A 17200-nucleotide genomic window follows, 5' to 3' on the forward strand; every position below is an offset into this window, starting at 1 on the left:
AACTCCTAACTCCTAACTTAGTAATTAAGCATTGGGGAAGAGGCGGGCAATTTCTGATTCATCAAAAACGCCTGCTGGCAGTTCTTCCCCTAAAAAATCGTTATTTTCTTCAGCCTTTTGTAAAGCTGTTTCATCACCCCAGACATCTGATAACACGTCTTTAAACGCATTCTCATCTAGTGGACTATCTCCAAGTGCCTCTTCTTCATCCAGCTTTACTTCCGTTGCAGCTGTTGTATCGAAGGCAATTTCCCCAAACTCATCTGCTTCTAAACTAGAGTTTTGGAGAGACTCATCTTTTGAGTTGTGTCCGTTGGTTAAGGAAATATCGCCAAAGCCATTTTCCGTTTCTTCCAACTGGCTGATTCCCAGGCTTTCATCCTCAGAATCCACGATTGCGAACTCTTCAACTACCGCCACCGCCGCAAAGCCATTTGTATGATCGTGTGTCAATGTTTCATCTTCAGGCTTTTCATCAATGACAGATACTGCTTCTTCTACGTATTTTTCTACATCTTGGTTGACGACGAAGCGATTACCGAGAGCTAAATCTGGGTCAAAATGCAAATCCAGGACTTCAATCAGGGTATCGGCGTCAGGATTGAGTTTGGCAAATGGCAGCATTAACTGCGCTAGTTTTGGCTCTAGGGCGTTAAGAACTCCCAGGATGAGGTAAGAAGGTGGTCGCTTCCCGCCATCAGGGGTGTACACCGATTCCACTTCCATGTGGAGGATAATCCAGTCTCGATTATTCTGGAAAAATTGTAACCACTTTTGCTTTATTGAATCTGTAAAGCTGTGAAAGAATGCCATGTTATTGTCCCCCATCCTGAGAACTTGGTGATTTATACAATCATCAAGTCTAGTTCCTCTTCTGAATTAGGAACCTGGGGTTTACCCGGATTTAGATAAAAATCGGACAACAAAGAGAACAACTCCCGATCTGGTGAATCATTAGGTACAACACCTTCGGGACGCGCTAGAATTTGGTCGGCGATGTTGAGATAGTAGTCGCAAACGTAGTCTAGAGAAGGATCTTGCTCTGCCATCTCAAACAAAGTCTTACCTTTCACACGGGAAACACGAATATCTTCAATTAAAGGTAAAACTTCCAAAACTGGCATGGGCACTGCTTCTACATATTTTTCAATCAAGTCACGCTTGGATGTGCGATTGCCAATTAACCCAGCTAAACGCAGTGGGTGAGTTCTTGCTTTTTCGCGGACTGAAGCAGCAATCCGATTGGCCGCAAATAAAGCATCAAAGCCGTTGTCTGTAACAATCAGGCAGTAATCTGCATAGTTGAGTGGTGCTGCAAAACCACCACAAACTACGTCACCCAGAACGTCAAAGAGAATTACATCGTACTCATCAAAGGCGTTGAGTTCTTTAAGTAATTTTACGGTTTCGCCGACTACGTAGCCGCCACATCCAGCACCCGCAGGTGGACCACCAGCTTCTACGCAATCAACACCGCCGTAGCCTTTATAAATTACATCTTCCGGCCAGACATCTTCGTAGTGATAGTCCTTTTCTTGGAGGGTGTCGATAATTGTCGGAATCAAAAACCCAGTCAGGGTGAAGGTGCTGTCATGTTTGGGGGTCGCAGCCAATTTGCAGCACTTTCTTGCCACGTTTAGCTAGGGCGACGGATATATTACAGCTAGTTGTGGATTTACCGATACCACCTTTTCCGTAGACTGCTAGTTTCACTGTTGTTTCCCTCTTATAGCTTTTGGTCAAACTTGTGGCTCAAACATTTGCCTTCACCTTTCCTGAGATGGCGATGCGTGAGGTCTGTTGATGTCATTATTGGGCAAATTACCTAGAAAAGAAAGTGGCTCCTAATCTGTAAAACGGTTTTAGAGGATGAATTAAAGCTCAATTAGATTAATTTAGGTTTTTATGAACCCTAAAGACCTTAAAAGATTTAAAAATACATAATAAAAACTTTTTATTACTTATTTTTATAAAAATAGTTACAAAATACAAAAAATTTAAATCTGCCTTTTTGAATGCTTTTCATAGAATTAGCTAATGTTTTTACAACCTGTTTTCAAGGCATTGGGGCGCAGAGTTAAGGCAAAAGAGAGGTATATGCAGCCTGATGCTGGAAATACTACTGAAATTTGTGTTAGCGTAGCTCACCGTTGGCGTTCTCGTTAGCGTCTCTGAAAGAGAAGCCTCTTGTAGAGAAGGTATCGCAGATAAATCGCCAGTTTTCAGTCGGTAGAGCAAACCATTTAATTGCTGCTTGAGAGTGAGTTAGTGTGATTTTGTAAAATATTATTAATTTGCAAGATATAGGGTTTCTGGGTTGAGTCATATGACAGACTTAACCCCCAATCCCTTCCCTACTAGCGTTGGGGAGTAAGATTCAAAGCCTCTTTCCTAAAAGAGAGAGCAATGGAACTGAGGTTAAAATCTTTTGGCTGTGCGGCTTAAGGCAATTAGGACACCTCAGTTTTAATTTCCTGGATTTCCTGTAATGTTTGCCAACCAGCTTGCCACTGGGAGTTATCTTGTAATAATTTGGCATTTATCCAAAAACGGACTTTAGGATCGCAAGCAGCAACCATTTCGGCGTAAACCCATTTACCCTGATTTTTCCGATTGACAACTTGGAAATGCCGCCAGCCATCAACTTTTTGCTGTGCTGTCCACTTAGAACCAACTAGGTAAGGAAATTTTTGTTTTTTAGTCATTTGTCATTTGTCATTTGTCATTTGTCATTGGGAAAACACTTTCTTTATTTCCCATTCCCCATTCCCAATTCTCAATTTCTAATTCCCCACCTTAAGATGTCACCAAATCACCGTTACGGGTAAACTTCTGGCAATCCAACTCATTATCTTGCTGAACGCATAGCGAAAACCATCTGATATGGCTCCAGCAGGTGTTGATGTTGTTGGTAATTTTGCGCTTTTTCTTAGAAAGGCGTTGTCTTACGACTTCATTAGGACAAAGAATTTCTAACGTACCCGTACCATCTTCGTCATTGACGATGCGAAATAGACAGTCTTGCAACATCGCACGGCTGCTGCTGTCGAAGAACCGCTTAAATCGCTGTAGCTTTTCCCCTTCAGTCATTTGGCTGATGGGTTTTATTTTCAAGAAATCCTCATCCTCTAAGTCAAAGTTATCATCTTCAAAGTCGTAGGGGTCAATCATTTTCAGCATCCACTAGGCGACCTGAAATCATGGTAACTCTGTATGGGGGCAAGGTAGATTTAATACGTCATACTTGGTGTACGCATTTCGATTCCTACTTATGAAGGAGTAATTTTGTTTATCACCATGTCTCTATAGATATTGTTAAGACAGTTACCATACATTCTAAGAAAAAAATAGTCAGCTTTAACTTTCAGGGATAAGCTGTTTTCAATGCGATTAAGTGTAATTGACCTGATGAAATATCTACTTGACCATTTCACATCTTTTAAATATAATTTAACGTGCTCCAAATCTTTTTATTGGAAATAATTTTGTTTAATAAGCATCTCTAGAATGTTATGAATATTAATCGAAAAAGCTTTGAGCGTTTCTTTGATGGCTGCTTGTGAATTCAATAAGATTTGGCTTCATGGTATTACTGCTGCGATCGCCATTTACTTTGGTTTTATTGCTATACCAAATTTATGAGAACTGAGTTCCGGGGAAAGCTACAGTCTTAGCCAGAAATAAATAGGAGTTGTATCAAAATTAAGTAAGCGAGCTAGTCATTTAATCGCTTAATAAAGGAATCGTATACAAAATTTAAGTATACGATTCTTGATAAAACATAGAACTAAATTGTTTTCTACCCACGAGTGGAATGTTTCAGTTGTTCAACCAAGGGATATTAGAGCTAATTACGGGCAGTGTATGCCATACAGTTGGCTTTGCTTAAAATTAAGGGGGTACGCCCGTCTTTTTTAGTTACGGCTAGGAAGGAGCAAACATTTTTGTACTAAGCTTTTTGTACTAAGCAGTTTTACCTGTTACACCAAATAGGCTTTTTGGTATAACAGGCGTATACTTACTGCAAACCTAGTTGTTTAGACTGTGATGCTACCAGCGTAATGGCAAACTTAGTCCCTGGCTTAAAGTCTGCAATAGTTGCATTATATTCCAAGGACTGGTTCGCTGGTAAGTAAGATGGCCCCCCGCAAGATACATTTAAATCCGTACCATCCTGAACTTTTAAATTAGAACAGCCATAAATGACTGCTTTATTGCCTTCATTATCGACTTTGCTGATCTGAAGGCTTTTAACAACCCCAGTTACATCCGCAGGCAAATTTATAATAGCTCTTTCAACCCTTAGAGCTTGTGATAACTTCATCGCGTTAGCACTGAAGCTACATCCATCGGCACTGTTAACTATCACAGTCGGTGGTAGAACATCGAGTTCATTGGGATCTTTTGGATCTGGTATTATTCTTACATCACCTACGACGGTACAATCTGACTTGATAGGCACAGTCTGTGAATCTGCAATTGCCATTTTCGGAAAGAAAGTTGCACAAATTACGAGTAAAACAGCAAGAACTCCAAAAATCTTCTTGGAATATTTGAATCGATTCATTATTTTTCCTCCTTAAGTAAGTAGATGTTGGAAAAACCTCTATCTAAAGGAATATTCAGTAGTTTTTTGATTAAATATGCAAATATGCAATTTGATTTTGAAAATTAGATTTTTTTGCGGGTGTAGACATCACCAAAGCACCGCAAAAGTTTTCGGATTACTGGCACGAACATAGATTTCCAGCATTGTTGTATTATTCCCTTGTTACATTAACTGCTAGTCTCCAACTCAGCACACGCAACACTTTCTCCTCCAGCGCTGTCAAGTAAACACGATTCGGCTTCCAGGGCGACTCCAAAAACCTCTGTACCAACTCCTAAGCGCTCACTGGAATAAACCCAACTAATGCGATCGCCTACGTGGGCGCTTGCGCCATCGCACACAAGAAGGCATCTACTGACATTTCGCAGGCAAGTAATTGAAATCCACAGAGGAAAATCGGAACTAGGGGAAAATACCACTTTTACAAGACGTGAACACCGATCTAGGCGATCGCTCCCCTCTTCATACAATATCTATTGAAAGCAAAAATTATCTTTACTTGGTGTTCTGGTGGTAGCCTCTGACAAGCTACAGCACCTCTACGTTCCTGAAAAAGCCTATGCAACCTACTAATCCTAACCAATTTACAGAAAAAGCCTGGGAAGCGATCGCTCATACCCCGGATATTGTTAAACAATATCAACAACAACAAATTGAAAGCGAACACCTAATGAAAGCGTTGCTAGAACAAGATGGTCTAGCAACAGGGATTCTCACAAAAGCGGGTGTTGACCTGCAAAAACTGCGCGATCGCACTGAACAATTTTTCCAACGTCAGCCAAAAGTATCCGGTAGCAGCAGTTCTGTTTACTTAGGACGCAGCTTGGATACACTTTTAGATCGAGCAGACGGATATCGCAAAGAGTTTCAAGACGAATATATTTCAATTGAACACTTATTGCTGGGTTATGCCAAAGATGACCGTTTTGGCAAAGCTTTATTCCAAGAGTTTGCTTTAGACGAAGGCAAGCTAAAAAATATTATTAAACAAGTTCGGGGGAGCCAAAAAGTGACCGACCAAAATCCAGAAGGCAAATACGAAGCACTGGAAAAATACGGGCGTGACCTTACAGAAGCCGCGCGTAAAGGTCAACTTGACCCAGTAATTGGGCGAGATGATGAGATTCGTCGGACTGTGCAAATTCTTTCTCGCCGTACCAAGAATAATCCTGTGCTAATTGGTGAACCGGGTGTTGGTAAAACTGCGATCGCCGAAGGATTAGCACAGCGCATTATCGCAGGTGATGTACCCCAATCCCTCAAAGACCGCAAGCTAATCGCTTTAGATATGGGTGCTTTGATTGCAGGGGCAAAATTCCGGGGTGAATTTGAAGAACGCCTGAAAGCAGTATTAAAAGAAGTTACTGAATCTGGCGGCAATATTGTTTTATTTATTGATGAAATTCACACCGTTGTCGGCGCTGGTGCAACCCAAGGCGCGATGGATGCGGGTAACTTGTTAAAACCGATGTTGGCGCGGGGCGAATTGCGTTGTATTGGGGCGACAACCTTGGATGAATACCGCAAATATATCGAAAAAGATGCTGCACTAGAAAGACGGTTCCAACAGGTTTATGTCGATCAACCTAGTGTAGAAGATAGTATTTCGATTTTGCGCGGGTTGAGAGAACGTTATGAAAACCACCACGGGGTGAAGATTTCTGATAGTGCTTTAGTTGCAGCCGCCGTATTGTCAAGTCGATATATTAGCGATCGCTTCCTACCAGATAAAGCCATTGACTTGGTAGACGAAGCCGCCGCTAGGCTGAAAATGGAGATTACCTCCAAACCAGAAGAACTCGACGAAATCGATCGCAAGATTCTGCAATTGGAAATGGAGAAGCTATCGCTGCAAAAAGAAAGCGATGCCGCTTCTCGCGAACGTTTAGGAAGATTGGAAAAAGAAATTGCCGATCTCAAAGAAGAACAAAAAACTCTGAATACTCAATGGCAGTCTGAAAAAGATATCATTGACAAAATTCAGTCTGTAAAAAAAGAGATTGAACAGGTCAATTTAGAGATTCAACAAGCAGAACGCGACTATGACCTTAACCGCGCTGCGGAGTTGAAATACGGCACTTTAACCAGTTTGCATCGTCAATTGGAAGCAATAGAAGCTGAATTGGCAAACACTCAAAGAAGTGGTAAATCACTATTAAGAGAAGAAGTCACAGAAGGTGATATTGCTGAAATTATTTCTAAATGGACAGGAATTCCGATCAGTAAGTTGGTGGAATCTGAAAAAGAAAAACTGCTGCATTTAGAAGATGAACTCCACCGCCGAGTAGTTGGACAAGAAGAAGCAGTCACAGCTGTAGCGGATTCAATTCAGCGATCGCGGGCTGGATTGGCCGATCCCAATCGTCCCATTGCTAGCTTTATTTTCCTTGGGCCGACGGGTGTAGGTAAAACCGAGTTGGCGAAAGCACTGGCGGCGTATATGTTCGATAGCGAAGATGCGTTGGTGCGAATCGATATGTCGGAGTATATGGAGAAACACGCCGTCTCTCGTTTAATCGGTGCCCCTCCAGGATACGTGGGTTACGAAGAAGGCGGACAACTTACAGAAGCGATTCGCCGTCGTCCTTACTCAGTGATTCTCTTTGACGAAATCGAGAAAGCACACCCTGATGTATTTAATATCTTCTTGCAAATCCTCGATGATGGTCGCGTCACTGATGCCCAAGGTCATAAGGTGGACTTCAAGAACGCTATTATCATCATGACCAGCAACATCGGTTCGCAGTACATTCTTGATATCGCTGGGGATAACAGCCACTACGATGAAATGCGCCGTCGAGTCATGGAAGCAATGCGAAATAGCTTCCGTCCAGAGTTCCTGAACCGGATTGATGAAATCATCATCTTCCACGGTTTAGATAAGAAGGAATTGCGGCAAATTGTGCTGTTGCAAGTGGAAAGATTGCGGCAAAGATTGAGCGATCGCAAAATATCTCTCAAACTCTCGGATGCTGCCCTTGACTTTTTAGCAGAAGTAGGGTATGACCCAGTGTATGGGGCGCGTCCACTGAAGCGGGCGATTCAGCGAGAGTTAGAAACTCAAATTGCTAAATCCATCTTGCGCGGCGAATTCAACGACGGTAACACCATCTTTGTAGATGTGCAAAATGAAAGGTTGTCGTTTAGCCGTTTACCAGTTGAAGTCTTTACCGGATAATTACACCTGATAAATCACACACAAAAACCCGTTTTCTGACAGAAAGCGGGTTTTTGAATTATCTATATAGGTAAAGTGAAAATCCGATCGGCAACGTCTGAATTTTTTATTGAGTCTTACACATAACTTGTCGCATTTTACGCATATTTGCAGGCAACTCTAAATTCATCGCTTGTTGAATAAAAATAGATGGAATCGGAATTAGAGGTGTTGCTTGCACAGTATAAGCAAGTATTGTGCCATTACCACAATCTTGTAGTTCTAAATTGGCGTTAAAGTCCTCAAAAGTCCCATTTACCATACGAAATTGGATTTGCTGCCCCAGCACTTCTACAACATTGAGGTAAATTTCTACTTGAGCCGTAAAAAATAAGAAGGCTTTTTGTGCTGCTTGATACAGACGTTTGACTTCACCTTTATGTACTACCTCACTCTTGGTAATATCGGGAAAATATTGCACCCAGCGGGGATAATCAGTTAATTGCTGCCAAACGTGCGATCGCACCATCGGCAAATACATCCAGGCTGTCACCGCGCCACCCGATAGCTTGTGCGATCGCGTTTCTACCAAAATTTCACCCTGTACCAGCAACTTTTGCTTGTCTTGACTCCAAGCCATATCTGAACCTGCAATAATTGAATCTGATATATAAGACGCAGACATAATGATTAAGTTACTCCTCAACTCATCCACCTAAATAGAGTTGAAATTACAAGCCATAAAACTTGATTTAGATCCAACCCATTATTAAATTAGTTCCAGTTTAATACTTATCTTTTCCGGAAAGGATAATTTTTTGCCGATCATTTCAGTTACTTTACTGTAAAAACTGTGTTTCTTATCACAATTAACATAATTAATACTCCAGTAAGTTTTGTCAAAGTAATATTTGTAGATGAAAAACTGCGTTGTTAACAGCTAGAATGGCACAAACACGATTTAACATCAAGTCCCTTACCCTAACGTTTGGACAGTATCTCTCGGTTTTACGTGTTATTTCTGATGAAACTATAACTTCATCGTAACTTCATATTTTAATTATCAATATCAAGTGTAATGTCTGTTGAATTGAGAGGAAAATTAGGTGAATCAATCTTCTTTAAATCGTAGATTAATCCAGATTTTTGGTATACTTCTCGGCATTAGCGTTGCCGTTTGGGTACTGAGAGGTATTGGTATTCTCACTTTTATCCCAGGTGGAATTATTTGGCTACTGCTACTTGGGGCGATCGCGATCGGAATTATCAGTTACGCCCAAAGGACATGGTGGCGTTTTTAGTCATTTGTCATTTGTCATTGGTCATTTGTCATTGGTCATTCGCCTAAGATACAAAAGTTTTTGGTATATACCTCTGCCCTCTTGGGCGAAAAAAACTAATGACTACGGGCTAATTCAAGTCACGTCCACAAGGAACGTGGTTTCTCTTGGACATTAATGATTAATGACTTTGCGAAGCGGTTTGATTTTCATACCGTAGTCTCGTTTAAGAATTGTGGCTTACCTATTTTGACTCATTGCCAAAAGTATTTAATAGGGAAGCAATGCCAATAATTTACGAGGAAAAAGGAGCATGGCAAAGTATAAATGTACTGTTTGTGGCTATATATATGACCCAGCAGAAGGCGATCCAGATAGCGATATAGCACCGGGAACAGCCTTTGAAGATATCCCAGAAGATTGGTCGTGTCCAACTTGTGGTGCAACAAAAGACGACTTTGAACCTGATGAAGAGTGAAAATAACAGCTAGCCTAGAAAGTAGGTGCTGTAAAAGAGACATTTTTGAAATTGTTACCGTTACAAATTGTAGTTATTGGGGGTGGGGCAGCAGGATTTTTTGGCGCGATCGCTTGTGCTAAAGCTAATCCTGATGCCCAAGTTACTTTACTCGAAGCCAGTCGTCAACCCCTAGCGAAAGTGCTAATTTCTGGTGGCGGACGCTGTAACGTCACTCATGCTTGCTTTGAACCGGAGGAGTTAGTGCAAAATTACCCCAGAGGTGCAAAAGCTTTGCGGGGTGCTTTGACTCGGTTTGGGCCTCAAGATACAGTAGCTTGGTTTGCTGCTGGTGGCGTCTATCTGAAAACGGAAGCTGATGGCCGGATGTTTCCTGTCACCAATACTTCAGAAACGATTGTGGAATGTCTGATTAAAGCGGTGGCGAAAGCTGGGGTGAAACTCCGTATCGGTACGCATGTAACTTCAGTAAGAACCTCAGTAGATGGGGGGTTTGATATTTTTCTGAAGTCGGGAGAGACAATTAAATGCGATCGCCTACTTTTGGCGACCGGTAGCAGCCTTGCAGGTTATAAAATTGTCCGAGAGTTAGGTCATCAAATTGAACCGCCAGTACCCTCGTTATTTACCTTCAACATTGTCGATCGAAAATTGCGGGAATTGGCTGGAGTTAGCGTTAATCCTGCTCAATTGCGTTTATCTGCGGGCGGAAAATCCCAATTACAACAAACTGGGCCATTGCTAATTACCCACTGGGGTTTGAGTGGCCCGGCTGTTTTGAAGCTTTCTGCTTGGGGTGCGAGAGTTCTGCACGAAAGCCGCTATCAAGCCAGATTATTGATTAATTGGCTGCCTAATTTGCACCAAGAACAAGTGCGAGAAAAAGTTTTAGCAGTTAAGGATGAATGGGGAAAAAAAGCGATCGCATTGCATCGTGGCGTCGATCTACCCCATCGTCTCTGGCAATATATTATTGCTCGTGTAGGCATTACTACAGAAGACCGTTGGGCAGAAATATCTAGTAAAACCTTAAATCAACTGGTGCAAGAACTTACTCAGGGACAATACTTAATCAACGGTAAAGGAGCCTTCAAAGAAGAATTTGTTACCTGTGGCGGTGTCCAGCTCAAAGAAGTCAACTTCAAGACAATGGAAAGTCGATTAGTTCCTGGTCTTTATTTTGCCGGAGAAATCTTAGATATTGATGGCGTTACCGGTGGGTTTAACTTCCAAAGTGCTTGGACAACCGGGTATTTAGCAGGCGTAGCAATGGCGAGTAGCGATTAGTACCACCATAGGGATTATCACAGATGAAGAGAGTTTGTAGTAAGTACTTTAGTGCTTAGATGAGAGCTTAATACTGACCCTTTTTACCAGGTTGATTATCTCAGTCCTCTCCTTATCCAATATTCAGCTTCTTCTACAAATCCCTCTATCCAATCCATCACAGATTTACTGGTCTCTTTAATTGTTATGCAATCGTCATGCAGAAAATAAACAGAACAGTCATCTTGTCCATTGGCAATAATAAACCACGGATCTCCATTTCTAGCACAGATACAAAAAGCATTATCAGGCAAGGTTGTACATTCGTCTCCTTCAGCAATTGACTCAAGGAGACTCTCTCGCCGCCACTCATTATGATCGATAATTTGGTCGAAGTAAAACTCAAATTCCGATCTGCTAACAAGCTTTCCGGCACTATGCCCTAGTAAGCTTAAAATTTCCCTATAAGTCCTTGGTAAAATTCCATATTTATTTTCAATGTATGCAATTTCCTCTGAGGTACATCCTTGTAACTCTTGCTCATTTGTTACTATTCCACTAGTAAACAAGCGCTCTCTTAATTCTTGTATATTATTAATCATTTTAAAACTTGAACTGTTTAGAGGATAAATAATCTCTATCTTAATTATTAATTATCTGACTAGTACAAAATGGCAAAAGTCTACTTTTAAAACTTGTTACCAAGAGCATCTCCGTGTTAACCCGAACCCATTTACCAGTTTTTTAGGAACAAGCAAGCCCTACTTAACTATATTTACTTATCAAAATTCTTACTAATCCTCCAGCATTTCCCACCTTGCCACTCTATATTCACACCAGCCACCCTAGAGAAGACAAATTTTTCAGGGTGTATTAATTTTCGCATAAAAAATATATGAATACTGATAAAAATGCTGCGTCTGCAATTACGTTGCAGGGAAGCCAGTATATGCTGCATGGCTTTCCAGTGCTTGGTATTCCTGATGAGAAGCGTGCTGTAAAATACTTCAGCCTCAATCCATTTCTACCAAATGTCCAAAATCGCTGCCCGATTGAATGTGCCTATTGTGTCTGCCATCAAGACCGTGACTGGCATCATTATCCACAAAACTTTCAGGATGTCTCAGATCCGGTTAACTTGCTCGATCTTTTGCTAGACCACATTTTTGCTACCCCAGAGGGACAAAAGGGCTTTCCAATTTCACTATGCGATTACTCTGACCCTTTTATTCCAGCCCATCGAGAACGCGTACTATCAATTCTGGATGCACTGATTGACCGCAAAGCCGCCAATATAGTCTACATAACTACCAAAGTCCATCCTGGTCAATCTTTTCTAGAACGCCTCAAAAAAACTCTAGAGCGACCTCATTCACTTCGAGTCACTGTCTTTGTTAGTCTACCACCCTTGAAACCAGGCTATGAGCAAGCCTCAATTCAGAGTCGGGTACAGTTGTTGCAAGATTTAGTAAACCTTGGCATTCCCTGTTGTTGGTATCTGCGTCCACTAGTTGAAGAGTGGTTTGATGAAGCTTTAATGTGGCAATTAGCACGTACACTATTGCCTCATGTTTCCCATCACGTTATTCTGTCTGGGCTTGTGATGTCTGAAGAGATTGAAGCGAGTCTGTTAAAACAGGAATTAATCGTTCCAGAATGGGATCGTACACAACCAGGACGTAAGCAATACTTGTCGTTAGAATTCGAGTCAAAACTGCGTTCAATTCTCAGCACTGTTGCTAGCGAGCAAAATATTTCTCTTGGCCCGGTGATGGGACATCGGCTATGTGGTACTAACGGTAATCATGCCTATGGCTGCTTGATTTGCGCTAAACAAAACCGGTATTGCCAGCTTTTTCAACTTCATCACTATGGTGAAACGATCGCTACCGAAGATAATCAACGCCTCAAGACGCTATTGAGACAAGATGCAGTGAAAGTAAGCTCACGAGAGCCATCAACAGAAGAATGTCAGTGAAGTAATCCAACTTGAAGCGAAACTAGAAACAGTCTGATTGCCTCACCGCTACGCGTCTACAAAATTATTGTATTGGAGCATAAAGAGGGAAAATTATCTTGCAATTGTAGATCGATTTTAAACACACCCAACAATGAAATTCAGCGAAATCCTCCGTCAATTTGGTGACGCGGCTACCAATCATAGCCTGACTAGCAACCCAGACCAAGACCCAGAAATTACAGGGGTAGCAGCCATTGATGAAGCTACCAATGGTACGATCGGTTACGTAGAAAGTGCAAAATTTGGGTCTTTTGTCGGTAATACCAATGCTAGTGCTTTAATTTTGCCCCAGGACGAAAAATTACAAGCGCTTGCACAAGAAAGGGATATTGTTTGGCTAGCAACCCCAGATCCGCGATTATTGTTTGCCAAAGCGATCGCACTTTTTTATCAACCATATCGCCCTACCCCAGAAATTCATCCCACCGCAGTGATTCACTCCACCGCAAAAGTTGGTAGTGATGTTTATATTGGCCCCCATGCTGTGATTCAACAAGGGGTAGAAGTTGGTAATGGGGCAATCATTCATCCCAACGTGGTGATTTATCCAGATGCCAAAATAGGCGATCGCACCACCTTACACGCCAACTGTACCATTCACGAACGCACCCGCATCGGTGCAGATTGCGTCATTCACAGTGGTGCTGTGATTGGTGCAGAAGGCTTTGGTTTTGTTCCCACCCGGACTGGTTGGTTCAAAATGGAACAATCGGGCTATACAGTCTTAGAAGATGGTGTGGAAGTTGGCTGTAATACTGGCATTGACCGCCCAGCAGTCGGAGAAACACGGATAGGTCGCAATACAGTAATTGATAGCTTAGTGCAAATCGGTCACGGTTGCCAAATCGGTTCTGGTTGTGCGATCGCAGGTCAGGTTGGCATGGCAGGAGGGGTGAAACTGGGAAATCGCGTTATTTTAGCTGGACAAACAGGAATAGCCAATCAAGTGAAAATTGGTGATGGGGCAATGACATCTGCTCAAACTGGAATTCACAGCGATGTTGCACCAGGAGAAGTTGTGTGTGGAACTCCAGCCCTTCCTTACAAACTGTATCTCAAGGTATGTGCTGTCTATGGTCGCCTGCCAGATATGTATCAATCGCTAAAACAATTGCAACGTCAATTCAAAAATAGCAATGAATAAGCTGAAAGTTATCTAAATTACATAACCCAATTCAAATTAACTCTTGTGGGGCGTGAATCTTGCACGTCCCATTCTGTATTCTTCTTCAAGAGGATTTTATTTTTATTCCTATTGACAGATGACACGAAAAATTTTTGATTATTTTATACCAACTTTAGAAATTTGTACAAAAAAATAAAGATTTAGTTAATGATGTTTTTTTATTTGCTTACAAAAAAATAACACACTAGAATTTTTATTAGGACAAAGTACGAACTTGTACGGAATATTTGCAAAAGGGGTAACAAATCATTCATAATAAATGTACGTACATTTCAGTTAACCAAAAACAAAAATTTTTGGAACGCATTATAGTTAAAGTTTAGCCTCAATTCTTGAAGATAATGTCAATTTTCAAGCTGATACTAATCTAAATAAGGATTTGCAAACTTGTGAAATCTGGTTACAAAAGGTTTGCACATTTTACTATGTGAACTGCCTGAGTAATTGTTCATTATTCACGTCAAATCAGTCAATCAAGTATTTGTTAATCAGCATTTGCAAACATACTCTCAAACATGAGTTGCAAAGAGTATGCATTTTTTGCTATGCAAGCTGCGTGAATAATTGTCTAGATATTCACGCCCAATTAGACAATCAAGCATCAACAACAACCCACTTATCCCCTAGAATAATGACTGCAACTCTTTCTTTGGATGCTAAGATATCCAACCAATTACAGCAAGTTTTGTTAGAACTCACAACAGCACAGGATTTGTCTCTACATCCCTTTGTTCAACGCTTTGCCAAAGGAGAATTTTCACAAGATGCAATCCGCCAGTTTGCAATGAAAATGCTACCTGGCTCAAACAGATTCAATATGGCTTTTCTGAAAGTCGCGTCTAAAATGGATAGTTACCATGCTAGAACGATTATGCTAGAAAATGCATTTACTGAGCATGGAGAACTCAACTCAGATTTTGCTCATGTAGCATTATTTATGCGTTTTATGAAAGGTATTGATTGTCCTAAAATTGATATCAATGCCGATGATGGAGCGTTTCTCATTCCGGCATTACGCTTTAAAAAATTTGAATTTTGTGATGATGAACCTATAGTACGCTCTTTAGGAAGATTTGCAGCAATTGAGCAAGTTTTACCTGCAATTTTCATCAAATATATCGAAGGACTTCGTAAGATATTTAAAGGTATCGATGACCATACTATCGAATATTTCCATCTCCACTGCCACTTAGATCCAGAACATACAGACGAATTGATTCAAGTAGCCCAAATTTATACCAAGTCTGAGAAAGATGTTGAACTCTTCCGTGAAGGAGTTGAAGATATGGTTAAATCAATTGGCGATATGTTTTCTTGGATGGATGAAAACCTCGAAAAAGAAGCATTGACCTTACAAAGCTAATACCAAAGCGATTCTCAAAATTAGAGTTTAATTAAAGTTATCCAAAATTACCAGTCTTATATATTGTAAGTTGGTTACTTTTGGAAATTTTTTATCAAAACAGAATAAAGGTGTCAGTTGTCAGAATACAAAAAGGTTATTCTGTACGACTAACGCCTTGGCGCAGCTATTCTTGCTTTGCTCCTGAATTCTTCGGCAATTTTTGAAAGTCTCTATTAAAAGCCTTAGATAGTAAATTTAATTCCAGGAGTGAGCACACTCAAACTGACATCTTCAGCTACAGCAATTACGTCACCGAGGGCGCTCCGAAGAAGATTTTTGTGGTGTGGGCATCTTGCCCGCACCGGACGGGCGAGACGCCCATCCCACAAGAGTTTGCTAATGCACAAATTTAGCCTTGCCACGCCACTACGAAACTACTAAAAGAGTTGAAACTTATGCTGGTCATACTTGTGTGTACACTGTAGCCCAATACATCGGGGGGATTAAGGGGGGTAATTAAAATCACACCCAAACACTTTTCAAACAACCTCTAAGCCCCTTGTACTCCATAAATTTATACCAATTCAATTAATGATTGATTGCAACACATTCTTGGGTAAAGACGCGATGAATCGCGTCTCTACAAATGGTCTATTTGTTGCATTCTTTTTTCAAATTGGTATTAGAACTAGCCTTTCAAGGTGGATTAAATTTTGCTCAATAAACTCTCTTTAACCTCTTAACTCTGTGTTCTCTGCGCCTCCGTGGTTAAATAAAATACTTTTGAACCGCACAGACGCAAAGGGCGCAGAGAGAAAAAAGAGATTTTACCAATCAGATAAAAAGGGCTAGTCCTAAAACTAAAATCCTAATTTTTCCAACACTGGCTTTGTGGAAACAACGTGACGGTCTAAACCCAGTTCTTTTGGACTAACGCCAAGTGCCAAAGCAATCAATTGGGGTAAATGCAACACTGGTAAACCTAGCTTTTGTTCAATCACCTTTTCTACCTCTGGCTGACGCGAATCTAAATTTAAGTGGCACAGAGGACAAGGTGTAACTATACAGTCAGCACCAGACGCTAAAGCGTCCTGAATATGCATCCCTGCCATCTTAAAAGATTGGGTGGTGGCATAACTAGCAAGAGGCCAACCACAACATTGTGTCCGCCCTCGGTAATAAATTGGTGTTGCACCCACCGCCCGAAACATATTTTCCATCGCTTCCGGTTGGAAAGGGTCGTCATCAGGCATAGATTTTTGGGCGCGGAGGAGATAACAGCCATAAAAAGCCGCACATTTTAATCCAGTTAACTTTTGGGTGACACGTTTGGTAATTTCCTCTAAACCGTAATCTGTCACCAAGGCATAAAGAAGATGTTTAACGTCAGTACTGCCGCGATAAGGCGAACAGCCTTCTTTATTTAGCAAGCCATTAACCTGTTCAATGTAAATAGGGTTAGAAGTCTGACATTCTTTCAAGTGTTCGTTGACGTGACCGATAACACCTTGACAAGTGCTGCAATGGGTAAGTAAAGGCAAATTTAATTCTTCTGCTAGGGCAATATTTCTGGCGTTGACTGTATCTTCTAGCAGTTGCGAATCTTCTTTAAATGTGCCAGAACCGCAACAAGCAGCTTTTTTAAGTTCAACTAGTTCAATGCCCAGTGCTTGGGTGAGCGCTTGAGTTGATTGGTAAAGTTCCCGACAGGCCCCTTGAGCAACACAACCAGGGAAGTAAGCGTATTTCAGTGTCTGAGGTAGCATAGAAGTATGTTTGGGTTAGAGCGATCGCTCTAAACAATAACTGTTTTATTATTCCTTGTTAGCATCATTCTGATGTTTGACGTTTAGCTACCT

General features: G+C 41.2%; 15 protein-coding genes and 1 pseudogene. 7 read left to right on the top strand and 9 right to left on the bottom strand.

Annotation, left to right across the window (positions count from 1 at the left end; translation table 11 throughout):
• Positions 1 to 24: 24 nt before the first annotated feature.
• The 6 genes and pseudogenes from NSTCB13_RS01210 to NSTCB13_RS01235 form a co-directional block, all read right to left on the bottom strand.
• Positions 25 to 813, bottom strand: a complete 789-nt coding sequence (locus NSTCB13_RS01210) for a DUF5331 domain-containing protein (protein ID WP_445629959.1) — start codon at positions 811 to 813, stop codon at positions 25 to 27.
• Between the two features lie 32 nt (positions 814 to 845).
• Positions 846 to 1713 (bottom strand): annotated as a pseudogene (bchL, locus tag NSTCB13_RS01215) (ferredoxin:protochlorophyllide reductase (ATP-dependent) iron-sulfur ATP-binding protein).
• Positions 1714 to 2450: 737 nt separating this feature from the next.
• The gene (locus NSTCB13_RS01220; protein ID WP_322672297.1) at positions 2451 to 2705 is read right to left on the bottom strand and encodes a TIGR02450 family Trp-rich protein; all 255 of its coding nucleotides are present in this window, start codon (positions 2703 to 2705) and stop codon (positions 2451 to 2453) included.
• 91 nt (positions 2706 to 2796) lie between these two features.
• Entirely contained in the window at positions 2797 to 3171 is a 375-nt protein-coding gene (locus tag NSTCB13_RS01225; protein ID WP_448271162.1) for a hypothetical protein, read from the bottom strand.
• A gap of 847 nt (positions 3172 to 4018) precedes the next feature.
• Positions 4019 to 4567 carry a hypothetical protein gene (locus NSTCB13_RS01230; protein ID WP_448271163.1) on the bottom strand — a complete coding sequence of 183 codons (549 nt, stop codon included), beginning with the start codon at positions 4565 to 4567 and terminating at the stop codon, positions 4019 to 4021.
• A gap of 209 nt (positions 4568 to 4776) precedes the next feature.
• Positions 4777 to 5079 (bottom strand): hypothetical protein, encoded by a 303-nt coding sequence (locus NSTCB13_RS01235; RefSeq protein WP_448271164.1) that lies wholly within the window; start codon positions 5077 to 5079, stop codon positions 4777 to 4779.
• A gap of 89 nt (positions 5080 to 5168) precedes the next feature.
• On the opposite strand from NSTCB13_RS01235, the gene clpB reads away from it, so the two are divergent.
• The gene (clpB, locus tag NSTCB13_RS01240) at positions 5169 to 7787 is read left to right on the top strand and encodes an ATP-dependent chaperone ClpB (protein ID WP_448271165.1); all 2619 of its coding nucleotides are present in this window, start codon (positions 5169 to 5171) and stop codon (positions 7785 to 7787) included.
• A gap of 106 nt (positions 7788 to 7893) precedes the next feature.
• Here clpB and NSTCB13_RS01245 read toward each other — a convergent pair whose 3' ends face one another.
• Positions 7894 to 8451: an SRPBCC family protein gene (locus NSTCB13_RS01245; RefSeq protein ID WP_448268438.1), complete on the bottom strand. Its 558-nt coding sequence runs from the start codon at positions 8449 to 8451 to the stop codon at positions 7894 to 7896.
• A gap of 421 nt (positions 8452 to 8872) precedes the next feature.
• On the opposite strand from NSTCB13_RS01245, the gene NSTCB13_RS01250 reads away from it, so the two are divergent.
• From NSTCB13_RS01250 to NSTCB13_RS01260, 3 genes are all read left to right on the top strand, one after another.
• Complete coding sequence (locus tag NSTCB13_RS01250) at positions 8873 to 9067, top strand: hypothetical protein (protein WP_322683898.1); 195 nt, start codon at positions 8873 to 8875, stop codon at positions 9065 to 9067.
• 292 nt (positions 9068 to 9359) lie between these two features.
• Complete coding sequence (rd, locus tag NSTCB13_RS01255) at positions 9360 to 9524, top strand: rubredoxin (RefSeq protein ID WP_292774831.1); 165 nt, start codon at positions 9360 to 9362, stop codon at positions 9522 to 9524.
• A 51-nt stretch (positions 9525 to 9575) separates the two neighbouring features.
• Positions 9576 to 10811 carry an NAD(P)/FAD-dependent oxidoreductase gene (locus NSTCB13_RS01260; RefSeq protein ID WP_448273096.1) on the top strand — a complete coding sequence of 412 codons (1236 nt, stop codon included), beginning with the start codon at positions 9576 to 9578 and terminating at the stop codon, positions 10809 to 10811.
• A 95-nt stretch (positions 10812 to 10906) separates the two neighbouring features.
• Here the strand turns inward: NSTCB13_RS01260 and NSTCB13_RS01265 are convergent, their stop codons facing one another.
• Positions 10907 to 11392 carry an SMI1/KNR4 family protein gene (locus tag NSTCB13_RS01265; protein ID WP_448271166.1) on the bottom strand — a complete coding sequence of 162 codons (486 nt, stop codon included), beginning with the start codon at positions 11390 to 11392 and terminating at the stop codon, positions 10907 to 10909.
• Between the two features lie 293 nt (positions 11393 to 11685).
• On the opposite strand from NSTCB13_RS01265, the gene NSTCB13_RS01270 reads away from it, so the two are divergent.
• From NSTCB13_RS01270 to NSTCB13_RS01280, 3 genes are all read left to right on the top strand, one after another.
• The gene (locus NSTCB13_RS01270) at positions 11686 to 12768 is read left to right on the top strand and encodes a hypothetical protein (protein WP_448268439.1); all 1083 of its coding nucleotides are present in this window, start codon (positions 11686 to 11688) and stop codon (positions 12766 to 12768) included.
• Positions 12769 to 12901: 133 nt separating this feature from the next.
• Positions 12902 to 13954, top strand: a complete 1053-nt coding sequence (lpxD, locus tag NSTCB13_RS01275; protein WP_448271167.1) for a UDP-3-O-(3-hydroxymyristoyl)glucosamine N-acyltransferase — start codon at positions 12902 to 12904, stop codon at positions 13952 to 13954.
• 673 nt (positions 13955 to 14627) lie between these two features.
• A complete protein-coding gene (locus tag NSTCB13_RS01280) occupies positions 14628 to 15359 on the top strand; it encodes an iron-containing redox enzyme family protein (protein WP_448271168.1) in 732 nt (243 codons plus the stop codon).
• Between the two features lie 842 nt (positions 15360 to 16201).
• On the opposite strand, the gene NSTCB13_RS01285 is transcribed toward NSTCB13_RS01280, so the two are convergent.
• Entirely contained in the window at positions 16202 to 17107 is a 906-nt protein-coding gene (locus NSTCB13_RS01285) for a CoB--CoM heterodisulfide reductase iron-sulfur subunit B family protein (protein WP_448271169.1), read from the bottom strand.
• Positions 17108 to 17200 lie beyond the last annotated feature (93 nt).

It is taken from the genome of Nostoc sp. DSM 114160, from assembly GCF_053470305.1.